We start from the raw sequence: 17,025 nt of genomic DNA, 5'->3' as shown, positions 1-17,025 counted from the left end.
GGGGTGAAGGCGGGCACGACGAAAGGATGGCATCCGGGACGTATCAACCATGATCTATCCTGCGCCTGGACGGCCTGGCGACCGGGGTATGTCTTTGGCCGGCGGGCGGGTGTGACGACAAGAATGCTTGGCGCCGGCCCCCGGCTCACGGCATGCTGACCACTCGGCATCCCGGAACACGGTCGGGGCCATGGGCGATACCATAAGGTAACGCCTGGAAAGGTGATGAGAGAAGTGACGGACAGAATGCGCACCCGTTTGGCGGCCCTGGCCTTGCTGTCTTTGCCCATCGCGGGGGCTATGGCGGGTGCCGCCGCCTGGGCGGCCGATGCCGCCCCGCCCGCCTCCGCCACCCCGGCGCCGTCGGTGCCGCCGTCCACCGCCGGCAATGTCCCGGCGGTGGTGTCCACCGGCGGGGGGCCCATGGCGTCCACCGTCACGGCCCTTGGCGCGCAGATGTCGCCCCACCGCGCCGCCTACCGTCTCAGCCTGGCATCCTCGCGCGAGGGCAGCCGGGTCACCGGTGTGGTCGGCGCCATGAATTTCGCCTGGAACGACGTCTGCCGCGGCTGGACGACGGAACAGCGCTTCCAGATCCGCTTCCAATATTCCGAGTCCGACGACCAGGAGATGACCACCAGCTACACCACGTGGGAAGCGAAGGACGGCAGCGTCTATCGCTTCAACGTGCGCAAGCAGGTCAGCGGCCAGCCGGATGAGGAGATGAAGGGTGTGGCCACCCTGGCGGGTGAGGACGGCGGCGTCGCCCATTTCGAAAAGCCCAAGCCACAGGACATCCAGTTGGCGCCGGGCACCGTCTTTCCCACCGCCCATACCCTGCTGCTGATCGACCAGGCCCGCCACGGCGACGCGCCGGTCTATGTCCGCCCGGTGTTCGACGGTTCGGACGCGGAGGAGGCGGGCCCCGTCTCCGCCGTCATCGGCAAGGCCAAGCCGCTGGCCCATGACGCCATCGTGGTGGCCGCCCTGCACAAGGACAAGGCCTGGCCGGTGCACCTGGCCTTCTTCCCCAACGATGAACAGCAGGCGCTGCCCGACTACGACACCGCCATGATGCTGATGGACAACGGCATCGTGCAGTCCATGCTGATCGACTACGGCGACTTCAAGGTCCGCGCCGAGCTGGTGGCACTGGAGCCCCTGCCCAAGCCCGCCTGTTAAGTGGCTTTATACGCGGTCCTCAGTCGCCGGCACCGGCATCCGCCGGTTTGGCTGGTCCTCAGTTTCCAGTCCGCTACGCTTCCCGGAAACTTCCGGCGGCCCCGGTCGGGGCCTACGGCGGCATGAGCCAAAATCTCATGCCGCCGGTATTCGAACGACGAAGGCCCGGTTCCTGACGCTTCAGGAACCGGGCCTTTTCTATTACGCCTTGGCCTTGCCCTGCTGGTTCGCCAAAGCCACACCGGGCACCAGGATGCGGGGGCCGACGGGGCCCAGGCCGGGCGGGGGGCCGCCCATGGGACCACCGGGAGGTGGTGCACCTGGTGGCGGGCCGAACTGGCCATTGGGTGGAGGCAGCGGTTTGCCGTCAGGCCCCTTGGGCGGCTCGAAGCCGCTGGGTGGCGGTCCGCCCGCCATGGGGCCGGGGCCACCGGGGCCGCCCGGCCCGAATCCTTCCTTGGTCCGGCCGTTGCGGTCCACGCCCAGCGCCAGGCTGGCGACGTAGCCGCCCTTTTCCTCCTTCACCGCGCAATAGCAGGCATGGTCGGCATCGTCCGACGCCGCGATGGGGTCGGTGGCGTTGACCATGTCGCGCATGCCCGGCCGGTCGCAGTAGGGCCGGACGGTGGTGTAGATGAATTCCGACAGGGCGTCGGGGAAATACATCTGCCCCATCAGGACGTTCTTCGGCGCGCCGTCCTTCTGGTCTAGGAACACCTTGAAGTGGATGTGGGTGGTGCGGCCGGCGTACCAGCCGGGCCAGATTGTGCGGAACGTGGCCTGGCCGGCGGCGTCCGTCATCTGCGTACCGCGCAGAAAGGTCTGGCCCTTGGTGTCCGTCTTGTCGTCAGCGCCCTGGTGGTCGTAACCGGAATAGACGCCGCCGGCGTCGGCATGCCAGACGTCCACCCTGGCCCCCGCCAGCGGGGTGCAGTCGGCGCCGTTCAACACGATGAAATCCAGGGTCAGGGGCACGCCCGGCCGCCCCTCGCGGATATCGGCCCGCACCAGCTTGGGATCGATGTAGTAGGGCCCCTCGATGGATTGGGGCGTCACACGACACAGGGTGCCGGTGGGGACCGTCACGCGGGCGGTTTGCTGCGCTGCGGTATTTTGCGCCGCACCGGCGGGCGTGGCGGTCAGCACCAGGCCGCTGGCGGAGGCCAGACCGGCCAGGGCACGGCGCCGGCTGACGGGCCGATCGGCGGGGGATTTGTCAGGCATTGGGCGGGGGGCTCGCGGGGTGGGTCAAACTGTCGCAACCCACCTTCACGGGCCACCGCCGCCCGGCCTGTCGCCGGCGGCACCCCGAAAGGCGCCGCCGGCTTCCGTTTTACGCCGACAGCGCTTCCGCCGCCGGGGCGGCGGGCAGCATGCTGCCGGTTTCCCGCATCCGGACGTGCCAGGAATAGGCCTCCTCCAGCAGGTGCGGGGTCTGGCCGCCGCGCGCTACCGCACGCCGCACGTAGTCGGCCATCAGCGGCCGGTAGCTGGGGTGCAGGCAGTTCTCCATGATCGCGCGGGCGCGTTCGCGGGGCGCCAGGCCGCGCAGGTCGGCCAGGCCCACCTCCGTCACGATGACGTCCACATCATGCTCGGTATGGTCGACGTGGGTGACCATGGGCACGATGCTGGAGATGCGGCCGTCCTTGGCCAGCGACTTGGTGACGAACACCGACAGCTGGGCGTTGCGGGCGAAGTCGCCCGATCCGCCGATGCCGTTCATCATGTGCGTGCCGTTGACGTGGGTGGAATTCACGTTGCCGTAGATGTCGCACTCGATGGCGGTGTTGATGGCGATCAGGCCCAGGCGCCGCACCACCTCGGGATGGTTGCTGACCTCCTGCGGGCGCAGGATGATGCGGTCGCGGTAGTCGGCGATGTGCGGCATGACCCGCGCCATCATCGGCGCCGTCAGCACGATGGAGGAGGCCGAGGCGAAGGCCAGCTTGCCGCTTTCGAACAGCTCGAACGCGCTGTCCTGCAACACCTCGCTGTAAAGCTCCAGGTCGTTGAAGGGGCTGTCGATCAGGCCGTGCAGCACGGCGTTGGCGATGGCGCCGATGCCGGCCTGCAGGGGCGGCAGGCGGCGGGGCAGGCGCCCGGCCAGCACGTCCTTCTCCAGGAAGGTGATCAGGTGGCGGGAGATGGCGTTGGTATCGGTGTCCGGCGGCTGTAGCGTCGTGGGGCTGTCGGCCTTGTCCGTCACCACGATGGCGGCGATCTTGTCCGGGTCGATCTGCACGAAGGGCGTGCCCACCCGGTCCGACGCCTTGGTCAGCTCAATGGGCTCACGCGCCGGGCGGCGCTTGGGGATGTAGATGTCGTGCAGGCCTTCCAGCGCCGCCGGCTGGGACAGGTTGATCTCGATGATTACCTTGTCGGCCAGGATGGCGAAGCTGGCGGAATTGCCCACGCTGGTGGTGGGGACGATGGCGCCCGTCTCGGTGATGGCTACGGCCTCGATGATGGCGCAGTCCAGGTGGCCCAGATTGCCGGACCGCAGCTGTTCCACCATTTCCGACAGGTGCTGGTCGATGAACATGACCTCGCCCCGGTTGATGGCGGCGCGCAGGCGGGCGTCGGCCTGGAAGGGCAGGCGGCGCTTCAGCATGCCGGCGTCGGCCAGCATGCCGTCCAGATCGTTGCCCAATGAGGCGCCGGTCAGCAGGTTGATGTGCAGGGGTTCTGTCCGGCCGCGCTCGATCAGCGCCAGCGGGACGGCCTTGGCGTCGCCCGCCCGGGTGAAACCACTCATGCCCACGGTCATGCCGTCCTGGATCAGGCCGGCCGCAGCTTCAGCGCTCATGATGCGGTCATGAAGGCTGCTCAGGCGGATTCGCTCTCTAACCATGTTCTTGTCCGTTGTCTTGGTACCGCACGGGCGGGACGGCCAAGGCCCCTTGGCCATTAAGTATCCTTGGTGCGGATCACGAATATTTGGGACCGCCCTTGGCTTGCCCTCCAATAGTTTCTGAGGGCAGAAACGATCATGAAATTTGATCGTCAAACCATTGGGGGTGCCGCCAACCCGCCCGGCGGCATCGTTGCGTTATAGCTTTTAGATATCGATATCGCGTCATCGATATATTGGACGCACCGCAACAATCGGGCGCACAGTTCACCTCACCAACGACCGCGCTGACTGAAGGCGATGGACCTGACAGGACGCGGCCCGGTTGATTGACGGAGAAGTTTTGATGTTTGCGCTGCTGAAGAAGTCGTCCCTGAAGATGGTTGCCGTGGCCGCCGCCTCTTCCTCTTTGGCCATCCTGGTCACCACCGCCCCGCTGCCGGCCAGCGCGAATGAGGTGACCGTCACGCCCGTGGTGTACCAGGCCTGCCAGTCCATGGGCCTGCATCCGGCCAACAGCGACTTCGCCGCCTGCACCAGCGTGTTGAACCGTGCCCGGGAAGAACACATCCGCACCGTTTCGCCCCAGGTGGCGAAGGAGGAGCAGGCGTGCGCCCAGGCCGGCGTGGCCCCCGGCAGTGCCCAGTTCGCGTCCTGTGTCGATAACCTGGACGCGGCCCTGACCCAGCAGACCCTGATGGCCAACTAGTAAGGGTCTATCGGCTGGGGCCCCGGGCGGCGCGTATCCGTGCCGGGGAACTACGGGAACGGCGCCTCGCAACCGCCGACCCGTGGGGGGCAGGGGGCTACACAGCGGTCATCCGGTTCCGCTGGCCCTCCTGTCCTGTGATCGGCTGCCGCCCCACCCCCCTCCCATCGGGTGCGGCGGCGGCCGTCACGTAAAAGAACAAGGACGTGGTCGATCTCTGCCGGCCACGTCCTTTTTCTTTCTCTGGGCCTTTCTTTCGGGGGCACGTGACGCCCCCTCTCCAACCCCAAGGTGTTTTACCGTGATGGCCGAATTGGACGTCGCCGGCATCTTCGTGGCCCCCATCGTGGGTTATGGCCTGGCGGCCCTGGCTTTGTTCCTGGTGTTGCGCCTGGTGCTGGCGCGCCTGGGCTTCTGGCGGGCGGTATGGCACCCCGCCCTGTTCGAGGCCGCCTTGTTCTCCGCCATCCTGTCGGGCCTGGTGCTGCTATGACACGGCTGAAGGGGATGTTCGGCCTGCTGGCGGGACCGCTGGCGGGCATCCTGATCGCATTGGCGCGCATCGCCGCCACCGTGGCCATGGTGGGGCTGGCGGCCCTGCTGATCGGCGGGCTGTGGCAGCGCTACATGGTGGCGCCGTGGACGCGCGACGGCCGCGTGCGGGCCGAGGTGGTGGACGTGGCGCCGGAGGTGCCGGGCACCATCGTGGAGATCCCGGTCCGCGACAACCAGATGGTCCACAAGGGCGACGTGCTGTTCGTCATCGATCCGGTGCGCTTCCGCATCGCCCTGGCCCAGGCCAAGGCGGCGGTGGATGCCGCCCGCGACGAACGCGCGCTCAAGATCAGCGACGCGCAGCGCCGCCAGGGCCTGACCGGCGTGGTTTCCGCGTCCGAGCAGGACCGCTTCCGCAGCACTGCCACCGTGGCCGGGGCGCAGTTGGATGCGGCGGAGGCCGCGCTGGACCTGGCCAAGCTGAACCTGGAACGGTCCATCATCCGCTCCCCCGTCAACGGCTACGTCACCAATTTGCGCCTGCGGGTGGGCGACTACGCCAACACGGGCCAGCCGCGGGTGGCGGTGATCGACACCGACAGCTTCTGGATCACCGGTTATTTCGAAGAGACCAAGCTGGCCCACATCCATGAGGGCGACCGGGTGATGGTCAAGCTGATGGGCTACGCCCCGCTGCTGACCGGCCATGTCGATACCGTGGCGCGCGGCATCAACGACCGCAACAGCGCCCCCAATTCCTATGGCCTGCAGGACGTGAACCCGGTCTTCACCTGGGTGCGCCTGGCCCAGCGCATTCCCGTGCGCGTGCACATCGACACCGTGCCGCCGGGCGTGCTGCTGGCCGCCGGCATGACCTGCACCCTGTCGGTGGGGGATGAGGCCCTGCACCCCCAGGGCCTGGTGGCCCGCGCGCTGGCGCATCTGGAATCGAGGATCTGACGATGTCACGCCTCAAGGGCGGGGCCTTGCTGCTGGCGGCATTGCTGTCCGGTTGCAGCGTGGTCGGCTCTGATTACAAGCCGGTGGCGATGGACCTGCCGGCCCATTGGACGGAACAGCTGCCGCCCGCTGCCGGTGTCGCCGACATGCGGGCCTGGTGGGACAGCTTCCAGGACCCGACCCTCAGCCGCCTGGTCCAGGCCACCATCGCCGATAATGAGGATCTGAAGATCGCCCGCCAGCGCCTGGTGCAGGCGCGGGCCGCCCGGGTCATCGCCAAGTCGGCCGACCTGCCGGATGTGAAGCTGGGTATTGATCCGGCTGTGCAACGATCCAGCGAAAGCGTGGAATGGCCGGCCGGCATCGGCAACTATCACACCTGGCAGGCCGAACTGGACGCCACGTGGGAGATCGACGTCTTCGGCGGCACCCAGCGCGCGGTGGAGGCGGCGGACGCCGACATCGCCGCGACGGAGGAGGGGCGGCGCAACCTATTGGTCAGCCTGCTGGCGGAGGTGGCGACCGACTACGCCCGCCTGCGAGCCGCCCAATTGCGCCTGGACATCGCCGGCCGCAACATCGCCGCCGCCGCCAAGGCGCTGGACCTGGCCCAGCGCGCCTTCCAGCGCGGCCTGGGCACGCAATTGGAGGTCTCGCAGGCCCGCGCGCAGCTGGAAACGGTGCAGGCCGCCACCCCGCCGCTGGAGGCGACGGTGGCGCGCATGAGCCACGCGCTGGCCATCCTGCTGGGCCGCTACCCCGGCGATCTGGAGGCGGAACTGACCCAGCCGGCGCCCCTGATGTCGGTGCCCGCCAGCCTGCCGGCCAGCCTGCCGTCGGAGGTGGTGGCCAACCGGCCGGACATCCGCCGCGCCGACCGCACCTTCGCCGCCGCCAACGCCCGCATCGGCGTGGCCACGGCGGCCAGCCTGCCGCACTTCGCCATCCCCCTGACGCTGATGCCGCAGGCGGCGGACCTGGGCAAACTGTTCAGCCTGGCCAGCCTGACCTATTCCCTGGGCGCCCAGGTGGTGGGTCCCGTCTATAACGGCGGCCGCGACGACGCCCGTATCACCATCGCCAAGGCGGAGGCGGAGGCCGCCCGCATCGGGTATGAGCGCACGGTGAAGGAGGCGTTCCGGGACGTGGAGGACGCGCTGGTCAACTACCAGACGGAAACCCGCCGGCAACAGACGCTGATCGCCGCCCGTGACGATTCGGCCCAGGCCCTGGACCAGGCCACCCGGCTCTACGGCGCCGGCCTGACCGACTTCCTGAAGGTGCTGGACAGCGAGCGCCAAGCCTACCAGGCGGAGGACCGCGAGGCGGAAAGCCGCCTGGCCCGGGTGGAACACGTCATCACCCTGTACAAGGCGCTGGGCGGCGGCTGGCAGGGCGTGGATCTGGATAAGGATATGGAGCAGGCGGCGGTTAAGGATTAATCCGCCGCCTGCCGCGCCGCCGCCAGGAAGGCCCGCACCGCCGGCGCCGGGTCGTCGGTGCGGTGGGCCAGCGCCAGGGAATAGGGCGCGTCGCCGTCGGCCAGCGGGCGGTAGACCACACCCGCCACCGTCAGCCAGGTGGTGGTCTCCGGCACCAGCGAGATGCCCAGGCCTGCCGCCACCAGGCGGATGGTCAGCGCCACCTGCGGCACGGCCTGCACGACCTGCGGGCTGAAGCCGTGGCGATGGCAGAGATCGTCGATCTGGCTGCGCAATTCCGCCCCGCTGGCGGGATGGTGCAGCACCATGGCCTCATTTGCCAGGCGGGCGACGGGGATGCTGGGCAGTGCCGCCAGCGGGTGGTCGGCGGCCAGCGCCACCACCAGACCCTCCGGCCGCAGGGGCAGGACGGACACGCCGTTGGGCAGGCTCAGGGGCGGCAGGCGGATGAAACCCAAATCCAGCCCGCCGGCGGCGATGCCGGCCAGTTGCGCCCCCACCGCCATCTCCGTCAGGCCCAGATCCACCGCCGGGTGGCTGCGCCGGAAGTCGCGCAACAGGGCCGGCATCAACTCGCTCAAGCCGGCTGAGCCGACATAGCCGATCTCCAGCCGCCCGACCTCACCCCGCCCGGCCAGGCGGCCGATGGTTTCCGTCCGCGCCGCCTGCTCCAACGTCCGGCGCGCCTCCGCCAGCACCAGGGCGCCGGCGTCGGTCAGGGTGATGCGGCCCCGGCCGCGGATCAGCAACTGCGTGCCGATCTGGCGCTCCAGCGCCTGGATCTGCTGGGTCAGGGCGGGTTGCACGATGTGCAGGCGTTCGGCGGCGCGGCCGAAGTGCAGTTCCTCGGCCAGCAGCACGAAGGATCGCAGCAGTTTCAGTTCCAGCATGATGAAGGTCCTTAGGCGCTGGCGGAGGGCGTGGGGGTGGCGGCGGTGCGGCGGGCCAGGGAGATCAGGGCCCGCGCGGCGGCGGCCCCCTCATTGGCGCGGTACACCATCATGATGGGGGCGGTGTCCTGCCCGTGGCGCAGGTCCAGCAGGCGCACGCCCTCCAGCCGCATGTTGCGCATGCTGTCGGGGGCCAGCGCCACGCCCAGGCCGGCGCCCACCAGGTTCAGCATGGGGGGGAAGGCCGGCACCTCCTGCACGATGCGCGGGCTGAATCCGGCCTCACGGCAGGCGGCGATGATGATGTCGTAGATGTTGGGGCCGGCGGTGCGGGTGATGGTCAGGAAATCCTCATCCGCCAGGTCGGCCAGGTCGATGGCGTCGGCGTCGGCCAGGCGGTGGCCGACAGGCACCGCCGCCAGCAGCTTTTCCTCCACCACAGCGTAAGTGTTGAGGCCCGGCACCTCCGCCGTGCGGCCGCGCACCAGGGCCACGTCCAGGGCGCCGTCGCGCACCGCGTCCGTCAACTGGCCGAAATCGTTCAGTTCCAAGGTCACCTGCACGCCGGAATTCCTGGCGCGGTAATCGCGGATGAGGTGGGAGATCCAGGGGTGGGCCGTGACCGACATGCTGAGGCCCAACCGCAGGCGCCCCTTTTCCCCCCGCGCCACCTGGCGGGCCGAGGCCACCGCCCGGTCGATGTGGGCCAGGATGGCCTTGGCATCCTCCAGGAAGGCGGCGCCCACGGCCGTCAGTTCCACGCCGCGCGACAGCCGGTGGAACAGCGGGCTGCCGATCTCCCGCTCCAGCTGCTGAATCTGCTGGCTCAGCGGGGGCTGGCGGATGCCCAGCTTCTCCGCCGCGCGGGTGAAGTGCAGCTCCTCGGCCACGGTGGTAAAATAGCGCAGGTGCCGAATGTCCAAGATGCCTGTCCAGAATATGGAAAACGTTTGGTCGATATATTGGACCTATAGCTTCGCCCGGTGCACCTTGTTATTCGATGAACTGGCGCGCGCCCCGCTCATGGGACCAAGCTCATGGAACAGGGCGCGCCGCCGCCCCGACCGGTCCAGTGTCCTTGTCCGTCCAGCCCACCCTTATTGTCGGCCCCGTGCGGCCGTTCACGTCATGGCGGACGCGCGCCGCCGACGCCTGGGCCAGCCAGCTTCCCAGCTGGGGGGCGATGGGCCATGGCGTGCGCACGGCCATCGCCGCCGTGCTGGCGCTTTACCTGGCCTACGCCCTGCAACTGGACAGCCCCCAGACGGCCACGGCCACGGTGCTGATCGTCAGCCACCCCATGAGTGGCGCCGTCATCGCCAAGAGCGCTTGGCGCATGGTGGGCACGCTGGCGGGTGCCGCTGGCGCGCTCGCCCTGATGGCCATGTTCGGCCAATCGCCGGAGGCCTTCCTGCTGGTCTACAGCCTGTGGCTGGGCGGTTGCGTTGCCTTGGCCCTGCGCCTGCGCCGCTTCCGGTCTTATGCCGCCGTGCTGGCGGGCTACACCCTGGCGCTGATCGCCATGGGGGCGGTGGACGACCCCCTGCGCACCTTCGACATCGCCACCGCCCGCATCGCCGCCATCACCGTGGGCGTGGTGTGCAAGATGGCGGTTTCGGGCGTGCTGTGGCCGGTGACGGCGGTCCAGCGCCTGGAAAGCCGGGTGGCCCGCGTCACCGCCGCCGTGGCCGTCGCCATGCGCGACGATCTGGCGCTTGGTGGCGGGCAGGGGGGGCGCTATTCGGCGCTGCTGGCCGACATTCAGGGGCTGGATGACCTGGCGACCTACGCCGCGGTGGAATCCGCCGCCTTCCGGTCGGAGGCCGATGCCGCCCGCGTCAGCGCTGCCGCCCTGTTCGGCCTGCTGAGCCGGGTGGACGCCGCGCGCCGCGCGCTGGTGACCTTGCCGTTGGCGGCAGCCCCCCTGGCCGCTTGCCTGGACCGTCTGGCCGAGGGCGGTGGGCCGGCCTTCCGCCTGGCGGCCGCCGATGCCCGCCGCCGCCTGCGGGCCGCCGTGCGCCTGGCTGACCGGCGTGGCGACGTGCCGGCCCTGGCCGCCGCCCACCGCCTGGGCGAGGTCCTGGACCTGCTGCTTCAGGCGTCGGGCGAGTCATCCACCGTCTTCGCCGTGCCGGAGGCGGCCGACGGCCCGGCCGGCAGCGCCCTGATCGCCGGTTTGCGCGCCGTCATTTCCGTCTTGCTGGCCGGTGGTTTCTGGGTCGCCACCCAATGGCCGGCCGGCCCCACCATGGTCAGCTGGACCAGCGTCATCGGCGCCCTGCTGGCCAGCCGCACCAATCCCAGCGAAGTCAGCATCCAGACCTTCCGTGCCGCGATCTGGGCGGCGGTATTGGGCGGTGTCTGCACCTTCCTGATCCTGCCCTCGCTGTCGGAATTCGGCGGCCTCGCCTGTGTGCTGGTGCCGGTCATCCTGTCGTCCACCCTGATCAGCCACCGGCCGGGCCGGGCGGAGTTCGGCACCTTTCTGCCCCTGCTGTTCATTACCCTGGTGGCGCCAGGCAACCCCATGGTCTACGACCTGGAAGGTTACCTCAACGCCGCCGGCGCGGTGGTCATGGCCACAGTCTGGATCGTGCTGACCTACCGCCTGATCCTGCCGGTCGATCGCGCGGGTGAGGTGCGCCGGCTGTTGGCCGCCTTCGCCCGCAGCGTGCGTGACCTGGCGGGGGGCCGCGCCGGGGAACCTCCGCCGGCCATCGCCGCCTGGGAATACCGCCACCACCATCGCCTGGCCCGGCTGGCCGCCTGGCTGGGCGACGGCCGTGACGGCGCCCGCGTCCTGGCCTTGGCCCGGGGGCGGATGGACACGGCCCGGGCGCTGGTCGGCATGCGCCGCCTGCTGTCCGGCCTGCCGCCGGACCATCGCCGCCAGGGTGAGCTGATCGTGCATGCCGTGGGCCGCCTGGCCGACGATCCCGCCCGTCTGTCCACGTTCATGCGGCGCTCGGTTCGCCGGCTGGCCGCCCAGGGGCAGGCCGACACCGGAACCCGGCGGCACGCCCTGCTGGCCCTGGCCGCCTGGTGCCAGCAGATCGCCGAGGCGGCGGCCGCTGCCTGACCCAACCCGGCGGCCATCCTTCACAAATCCAAAAATGGTGAGAAGTGATGTTTTCCGTCGATTCTCCCCTGGTATAGCGGCCACGCTGGATTACCTGTTGGGGTAGCCGTGGCGGCCATGGGGGTAATCCACGGGATTGGAAAGGGGCCCTGGAACAATATGGGCAGTACGGATGTCTCAGGCACGGCATAACCCGGGAGTGCGGCGTATGCCGGTTGTGCTCGCCCAACTTGTCCTTTAGTGTCGCGCCACATCGCCACGGACTGCTTCATGGCCAAAGTTTCCGCCCCTGCCAAATGTGTCCTCATCGTTGAGGACAATGAGCTTAACATGAAGCTCTTCAACGATTTGTTGCAGGCTCACGGCTATCGCACCGTCCAGACCAGCGACGGCGGCACGGCTCTTGAACTGGCGCGTCGGCACCGTCCGGACCTTATCCTTATGGACATACAGCTTCCGGAACTTTCCGGTCTGGACGTGACACGCTGGTTGAAGGAGGATCAGGAGGTTGGGGACATCCCGGTCATCGCCGTCACGGCCTTCGCCATGAAGGGGGATGAGGAGCGTATCCGGGAATGCGGGTGTGACGACTACATCGCCAAACCCATCTCCGTCGCCACTTTCATCCGGACAGTCAGGCGCTTTCTGGGATAGTGTGCGCAGTAATAGCTTGGATAACTGCCGTGCGGTTGTGGCGCGGCTGGAATAAGTGGTGACATGTCGGCTCGCGTTCTGGTCGTTGATGATGTTTTACCCAACGTCAAGCTGCTTGCGGCAAAGCTGACGCGCGAGTACTTCGACGTCATCACTGCCAGCAGCGGCCCCGAAGCGCTGGAGAAGATCAAGGCGCAGGCGCCCGACATCGTGCTGCTGGACGTGATGATGCCCGGCATGGACGGGTTCGAGGTGTGTGAGCGCATCCGTTCCGACCCCGCCATCATGCACATCCCCGTGGTCATGGTGACCGCCCTGTCGGATATCGCCGACCGCGTGCGGGGGCTGGAGGCCGGCGCCGACGATTTCCTGACCAAGCCTGTCAACGACGTGGCGCTGTTCGCCCGGGTGCGCTCGCTGGTGCGCCTGAAGATGATGATGGACGAATGGCGCCTGCGGGAAAGCACGTCCGGCCAGTTGGGCATGCTGGTCTCCACCGACAGCATGCACAACCAGTCGGCGGAGGGCGCCAACGTCCTGGTGGTGGAGGACAGCTCCATCGATCTGGACAAGATAACCGAGACCCTGGTGCGCGACCGCGGCCATGTGGTGTCCGCCGACACCTGCGCCGGCGGTCTGGAACAGGCGCTGGCCGGCGATTTCGACTTCATCGTCATCAGCCTGACCCTGATGCGCGAGGATGGCTTGCGCCTGTGTTCCCAGTTGCGCTCACAGGAAAAGACCCGGCAGGTGCCGGTCTTGCTGGTGGCGGACGAGACGGACATCGACCGTGTCGCCAAGGGCCTGGAACTGGGCGCCAACGACTATCTGATCAAGCCGATCGACCGGAATGAGCTGATGGCCCGCGCCCGCACCCAGATCCGGCGCAAGCGGTATCAGGACCGGCTGCGCGCCAATTACGAACAAAGCCTGTCGCTGGCCCTGACCGACAGCCTGACCGGCCTGTTCAACCGCCGCTACCTGAGCGCCCACCTGCCGCGCCTGCTGGACCGCGGCGGCGACAACCACAAGCCGGTGGCGGCCCTGCTGTTCGACATCGACCATTTCAAGGTGGTCAACGACACCTACGGCCACGGCGTCGGCGATGAGGTGCTAAAGGAGGTGGCGCTGCGCGCCAGCCGCAACCTGCGCAACTTCGACCTGGTCGCCCGGCTGGGGGGTGAGGAATTCGTCGTCGTCATGCCCGACACCGACCTGGCGGCGGGTGTGCTGGTGGCCGAACGCCTGCGCCGCCGCATCGCGGAAACACCCTTCCCCGTGACCGCCGACGTGGGTGAGATCACGGTGACCATTTCGGTGGGCGTGGCGGTGGCGACCGGGGCGCCCGACAGCCGCACGGAAACGGGCGACGGCCTGTTGCGCCGTGCCGACATGGCGCTGTACGAGGCCAAGCGGGCCGGCCGCAACCGGGTGGTGACCGATGGCGGGCTGGAGGGCACGCCCGCCCTGCGCCCCGACCTGTCGGACCTGACGCTGCCCGGATAGGGCGGCCCGGCCCCCGGGAACTAAACCCAGCATTTTGAATGTATTCGGCCATCGGAGATGGCATACAGTGGCTCTCCCGAGCGGGTGATCGGCTGCCTGGAGGCGCGTGACATCAGGTCCGCTGCCGAAGGCCCGTCGCACCGCGCCGGATTGGCACAGTAAACGACCGGGCGGCATATCCGTGGCATTGGAAGACGTTGGGGGCGAGGCGGGGGCCGGCAAGAAGATGCCGCTGCCGCAGGAAACGGAGCAGGCGGCTTCGCGGCTCTCGAAACATGAGGCGGCGGTACAGGCGCGCATGCGTCGGCGCGTCGATACAATCCTGGCCAGCAATACGGAGCCCGCGCAGGCGGTGGCGGCCCTGACAGCCGCCTTGCTGGACATGGCCCAGTCGTCCGCCAGCTTATACGAGGCGGAAAGGCACGCCCGGGCCCGTCTGGCGCAGTTGGAGGCGCAATCCCAGCGCCAGGCGCAGGACCTGCAGGCGACGGTGGAGGATCTGCGCGCGCAGTTGCGGGGCATGCGGTCCAGCACCTCATGGCGGGTGACGGCGCCACTGCGGACGGTGATGGCCCGCTTCCCCGGGCCCATCGCGCAAGCGCGCCGCAAGCTCCGCTGGGTCTGGTGGGCGCTGACGGGGCAATTGGCCGTCCGGCGTGCCCGGCACAAGCAGTTGGTGGCTTTGCGGAAGCTGCTGCTGGCCGAAGGAGTGTTCGACACTTCCTGGTACATGCTGCGCTATCGCGACGTGATGGTGCGCAAGATAGATCCCGTCCTGGATTATCTGACCGGGGGTGCCGCTGCCAATCGCGATCCCAGCCCGACCTTCTCCACCGCCTTTTATGTGGAGCAGAATCCGGACGTGGCCGTATCGGGGCTCAACCCGCTGGAACATTATGTGCTCCGGGGCCGGGCGGAGGGGCGCATTCCCCACCCCAGCCTGCGGCCCAAGGTCATCACCAGCCGTTTCAGCCAGGATCCGGAATATGAAGCCTGGATCACCGCCAACGAGGTGCTGACCGAGGAAGAGGTCGTCGATATCGAAGCGGCGGTCGACACCATGCCCGTCCGGCCCCTGATCTCCGTCATCATGCCGGTCTACAACCCGCCGCTGATCTGGCTGGAACGGGCGATCGAGTCCGTCCGTGCGCAAAGCTATGGCGATTGGGAACTGTGCATCGCCGATGATGCCTCGACCGACCCCCAGGTGGCGGTCGTGCTGCGCCGCTACGCCCAGCTGGACGCCCGCATCAAGATCGTGTTCCGGGAAAAGAACGGCCACATCTCCGCCGCCTGCAACTCCGCCCTGGGGCTGGCGACCGGCGATTACGTGGCGCTGCTGGACAATGATGATGAGTTGCCCCGCCACGCCCTGTTCTGGGTGGCGGCCGAGGTGGCCGCACACCCGGACATCGATGCGCTGTACAGCGATGAGGACAAGATCGACGTCGATGGCATGCGCAGCGACCCGTATTTCAAGTCGGACTGGAGCCCCACCCTCATGCTGGCGCAAAACGCCTTCTCGCATCTGGGGGTTTTCCGGCGGGGGCTGGTTGAGGAATTGGGCGGCTTCCGCGTGGGCTTTGAAGGGTCGCAGGACCATGACCTGATCCTGCGGGTGGCGGAGGTCAGCGCCCCTGACCGCATCCGCCACATTCCGCGTGTCCTGTATCACTGGCGCATCCTGCCGGGCTCCACCGCCACGGCGGGGGACGAAAAGCCCTACGCCTGGCGGGCGGGCAAGCGGGCGGTGGAGGAGCATCTGGCCCGCCGGGGCATCGCCGCCACCGTCTCGCCCGGGCCCGGCAACTATTATCAGGTGGATTACGCGCCCGAGACTTTCCCCCGGGTTTCGATCATCATCCCGACCCGCGACAGGCTGGATCTGCTGCGGGGCTGTATCGACAGCCTGCAGAACGAATCCACCTATCCGGATGTCGAAATCATCGTGGTCGACAACGGCAGTGTGGAGCCGGAAACGCTGAGTTATCTGGCGCGGCTGCAGGCGCGGGGAACCATTCGCGTCCTGCGCGACGATGGACCGTTCAACTATTCCCGCCTGAACAACCGCGCGGCGGAGATGGCGACGGGCGACTACCTTTGCCTTCTCAACAACGACACGCTGGTCATCACTCCGGATTGGCTGCAGCGCATGATGGCGCACGCCGTGCAGCCGGATGTGGGGGCGGTGGGGGCGATGCTCTATTTCGCCGATGACACCATCCAGCATGCCGGTGTGACCATCGGCATGGGGGGCGTGGCCGGGCATATCCACCGGCTGCTGCCGCGCGGCAGTGCCGGCTATTTCGGGCGGGCCGCCGTGGCCCAGGATCTGTCGGCCGTGACGGGGGCTTGCCTGGTGACCCGGCGGTCGCTGTACCTGGCCTTGGGCGGCCTGAATGAGCGCGACCTGACCATCGCTTTCAACGATGTCGATTATTGCCTGCGGGTGCGGGAAAGCGATTCCCGCGTCATCTGGACGCCCATGGCGGAACTCTACCACCTGGAATCGGTTTCCCGCGGCAACGACACCGACCCGGACAAGATCGCCCGCTTCAAGGCGGAGATCGCCTACATGATGGCGCGCTGGCCGGGGTTGATCGATGACGATCCCTACTTCAACCCCAACTTCGACCTCTATTCCAGCGTGCCCCGGATGGCCGCGATTTCCCGGGTCCGCCGGTTACCTTGATGCAGGGGGGGCTGCCAGGTGCCTTCGGGGCCGGCAGCCCTTCCCGATTCCTTCCAAGCCTTCACATCGCCCCGGGGCCGGCTGAACGCCGGTGAAGTGGGGAGATGACACACCAATAGCGAAAGGCCGCCCGAGGGGGCGGCCTTTGCCGGATCTTCATTCTTGAGCTTTCCATCACCTTGCCCGGCGCCCATGGCTCACGGACCGCTGACGGAAAGATGCGCGCCCGATACGGGCGCGCGGGAATTACTTGATCTTGGCTTCCTTGAAGAGCACGTGCTTGCGCGCAACCGGATCGTACTTCCGGAATTCCAGCTTCTCGGTCGTCTTACGCGGATTCTTCTTTTTCACGTAGAAGAAGCCGGTTTCAGCGGAGCTGATCAGACGGATCAGCACGGTGTTCTGCTTGGCCATGACCTTTAATCCCACCTACGACAACCCCGTCTGTCGCCGGCACGGCGGGTCGGGGGCGGTAAAAACAATTCCGTACCGCAGCCCACCAGGGCACGGCGTCGCGGCACTTTAGTCACCGGGCCTTGGGAGTCAAGGGCAAAGCGGCAAA

The 17,025-nt window shown here is 68.0% G+C and carries 14 protein-coding genes; 9 read left to right on the top strand and 5 right to left on the bottom strand.

Going from position 1 to position 17,025, the window contains the following annotated elements; translation table 11 throughout:
• The first annotated feature begins 246 nt into the window (after positions 1–246).
• Positions 247–1,182, top strand: coding sequence for a cell envelope integrity EipB family protein (locus PW843_08415; GenBank protein MDE1146631.1), 936 nt, complete (start codon positions 247–249; stop codon positions 1,180–1,182).
• Between the two features lie 201 nt (positions 1,183–1,383).
• Here PW843_08415 and PW843_08410 read toward each other — a convergent pair whose 3' ends face one another.
• Positions 1,384–2,406, bottom strand: coding sequence for an intradiol ring-cleavage dioxygenase (locus PW843_08410; protein ID MDE1146630.1), 1,023 nt, complete (start codon positions 2,404–2,406; stop codon positions 1,384–1,386).
• Positions 2,407–2,515: 109 nt separating this feature from the next.
• On the bottom strand, positions 2,516–4,036 hold the full coding sequence (locus tag PW843_08405; GenBank protein ID MDE1146629.1) for an acetyl-CoA hydrolase/transferase family protein: 1,521 nt from the start codon (positions 4,034–4,036) through the stop codon (positions 2,516–2,518).
• A 346-nt stretch (positions 4,037–4,382) separates the two neighbouring features.
• On the opposite strand from PW843_08405, the gene PW843_08400 reads away from it, so the two are divergent.
• The 4 genes from PW843_08400 (at position 4,383) to PW843_08385 (ending at position 7,642) form a co-directional block, all read left to right on the top strand.
• Positions 4,383–4,745 (top strand): hypothetical protein, encoded by a 363-nt coding sequence (locus PW843_08400; GenBank protein ID MDE1146628.1) that lies wholly within the window; start codon positions 4,383–4,385, stop codon positions 4,743–4,745.
• 304 nt (positions 4,746–5,049) lie between these two features.
• Complete coding sequence (locus tag PW843_08395; GenBank protein ID MDE1146627.1) at positions 5,050–5,238, top strand: DUF1656 domain-containing protein; 189 nt, start codon at positions 5,050–5,052, stop codon at positions 5,236–5,238.
• A 14-nt stretch (positions 5,239–5,252) separates the two neighbouring features.
• Complete coding sequence (locus PW843_08390) at positions 5,253–6,200, top strand: HlyD family secretion protein (protein MDE1146626.1); 948 nt, start codon at positions 5,253–5,255, stop codon at positions 6,198–6,200.
• A gap of 2 nt (positions 6,201–6,202) precedes the next feature.
• Entirely contained in the window at positions 6,203–7,642 is a 1,440-nt protein-coding gene (locus PW843_08385; GenBank protein ID MDE1146625.1) for an efflux transporter outer membrane subunit, read from the top strand.
• On the opposite strand, the gene PW843_08380 is transcribed toward PW843_08385, so the two are convergent.
• Positions 7,639–8,532, bottom strand: coding sequence for a LysR substrate-binding domain-containing protein (locus PW843_08380; protein MDE1146624.1), 894 nt, complete (start codon positions 8,530–8,532; stop codon positions 7,639–7,641). The two genes, PW843_08385 and PW843_08380, sit on opposite strands and share 4 nt — an antisense overlap.
• Positions 8,533–8,543: 11 nt before the next feature.
• On the bottom strand, positions 8,544–9,455 hold the full coding sequence (locus PW843_08375) for a LysR substrate-binding domain-containing protein (GenBank protein MDE1146623.1): 912 nt from the start codon (positions 9,453–9,455) through the stop codon (positions 8,544–8,546).
• Between the two features lie 149 nt (positions 9,456–9,604).
• Here PW843_08375 and PW843_08370 point away from each other — a divergent pair, with 149 nt between their 5' ends.
• From PW843_08370 to PW843_08355, 4 genes are all read left to right on the top strand, one after another.
• Positions 9,605–11,611 carry an FUSC family protein gene (locus PW843_08370; GenBank protein MDE1146622.1) on the top strand — a complete coding sequence of 669 codons (2,007 nt, stop codon included), beginning with the start codon at positions 9,605–9,607 and terminating at the stop codon, positions 11,609–11,611.
• 270 nt (positions 11,612–11,881) lie between these two features.
• The gene (locus tag PW843_08365) at positions 11,882–12,265 is read left to right on the top strand and encodes a response regulator (GenBank protein ID MDE1146621.1); all 384 of its coding nucleotides are present in this window, start codon (positions 11,882–11,884) and stop codon (positions 12,263–12,265) included.
• Positions 12,266–12,328: 63 nt separating this feature from the next.
• Complete coding sequence (locus tag PW843_08360) at positions 12,329–13,771, top strand: PleD family two-component system response regulator (protein ID MDE1146620.1); 1,443 nt, start codon at positions 12,329–12,331, stop codon at positions 13,769–13,771.
• A 181-nt stretch (positions 13,772–13,952) separates the two neighbouring features.
• Positions 13,953–16,463, top strand: a complete 2,511-nt coding sequence (locus PW843_08355; protein ID MDE1146619.1) for a glycosyltransferase family 2 protein — start codon at positions 13,953–13,955, stop codon at positions 16,461–16,463.
• 246 nt (positions 16,464–16,709) lie between these two features.
• Here the strand turns inward: PW843_08355 and rpmG are convergent, their stop codons facing one another.
• The gene (rpmG, locus tag PW843_08350) at positions 16,710–16,877 is read right to left on the bottom strand and encodes a 50S ribosomal protein L33 (protein ID MDE1146618.1); all 168 of its coding nucleotides are present in this window, start codon (positions 16,875–16,877) and stop codon (positions 16,710–16,712) included.
• Positions 16,878–17,025: the final 148 nt, after the last annotated feature.

The sequence above is a fragment of the Azospirillaceae bacterium genome, from assembly GCA_028283825.1.
Taxonomy (GTDB): Bacteria; Pseudomonadota; Alphaproteobacteria; order Azospirillales; family Azospirillaceae; genus Nitrospirillum.
This window is presented reverse-complemented; position numbering and strand designations above follow the sequence as displayed.

Coding starts and splice junctions, on each gene's coding strand:
- PW843_08415 (MDE1146631.1), top strand. CDS start 247: ATGCGCACCCGTTTGGCGGCCCTGGCCTTGCTGTCTTTGCCCATCGCG.
- PW843_08365 (MDE1146621.1), top strand. CDS start 11,882: ATGGCCAAAGTTTCCGCCCCTGCCAAATGTGTCCTCATCGTTGAGGAC.
- PW843_08385 (MDE1146625.1), top strand. CDS start 6,203: ATGTCACGCCTCAAGGGCGGGGCCTTGCTGCTGGCGGCATTGCTGTCC.
- PW843_08405 (MDE1146629.1), bottom strand. CDS start 4,036: ATGGTTAGAGAGCGAATCCGCCTGAGCAGCCTTCATGACCGCATCATG.
- PW843_08395 (MDE1146627.1), top strand. CDS start 5,050: ATGGCCGAATTGGACGTCGCCGGCATCTTCGTGGCCCCCATCGTGGGT.
- rpmG (MDE1146618.1), bottom strand. CDS start 16,877: ATGGCCAAGCAGAACACCGTGCTGATCCGTCTGATCAGCTCCGCTGAA.
- PW843_08410 (MDE1146630.1), bottom strand. CDS start 2,406: ATGCCTGACAAATCCCCCGCCGATCGGCCCGTCAGCCGGCGCCGTGCC.
- PW843_08380 (MDE1146624.1), bottom strand. CDS start 8,532: ATGCTGGAACTGAAACTGCTGCGATCCTTCGTGCTGCTGGCCGAGGAA.
- PW843_08360 (MDE1146620.1), top strand. CDS start 12,329: ATGTCGGCTCGCGTTCTGGTCGTTGATGATGTTTTACCCAACGTCAAG.
- PW843_08400 (MDE1146628.1), top strand. CDS start 4,383: ATGTTTGCGCTGCTGAAGAAGTCGTCCCTGAAGATGGTTGCCGTGGCC.
- PW843_08390 (MDE1146626.1), top strand. CDS start 5,253: ATGTTCGGCCTGCTGGCGGGACCGCTGGCGGGCATCCTGATCGCATTG.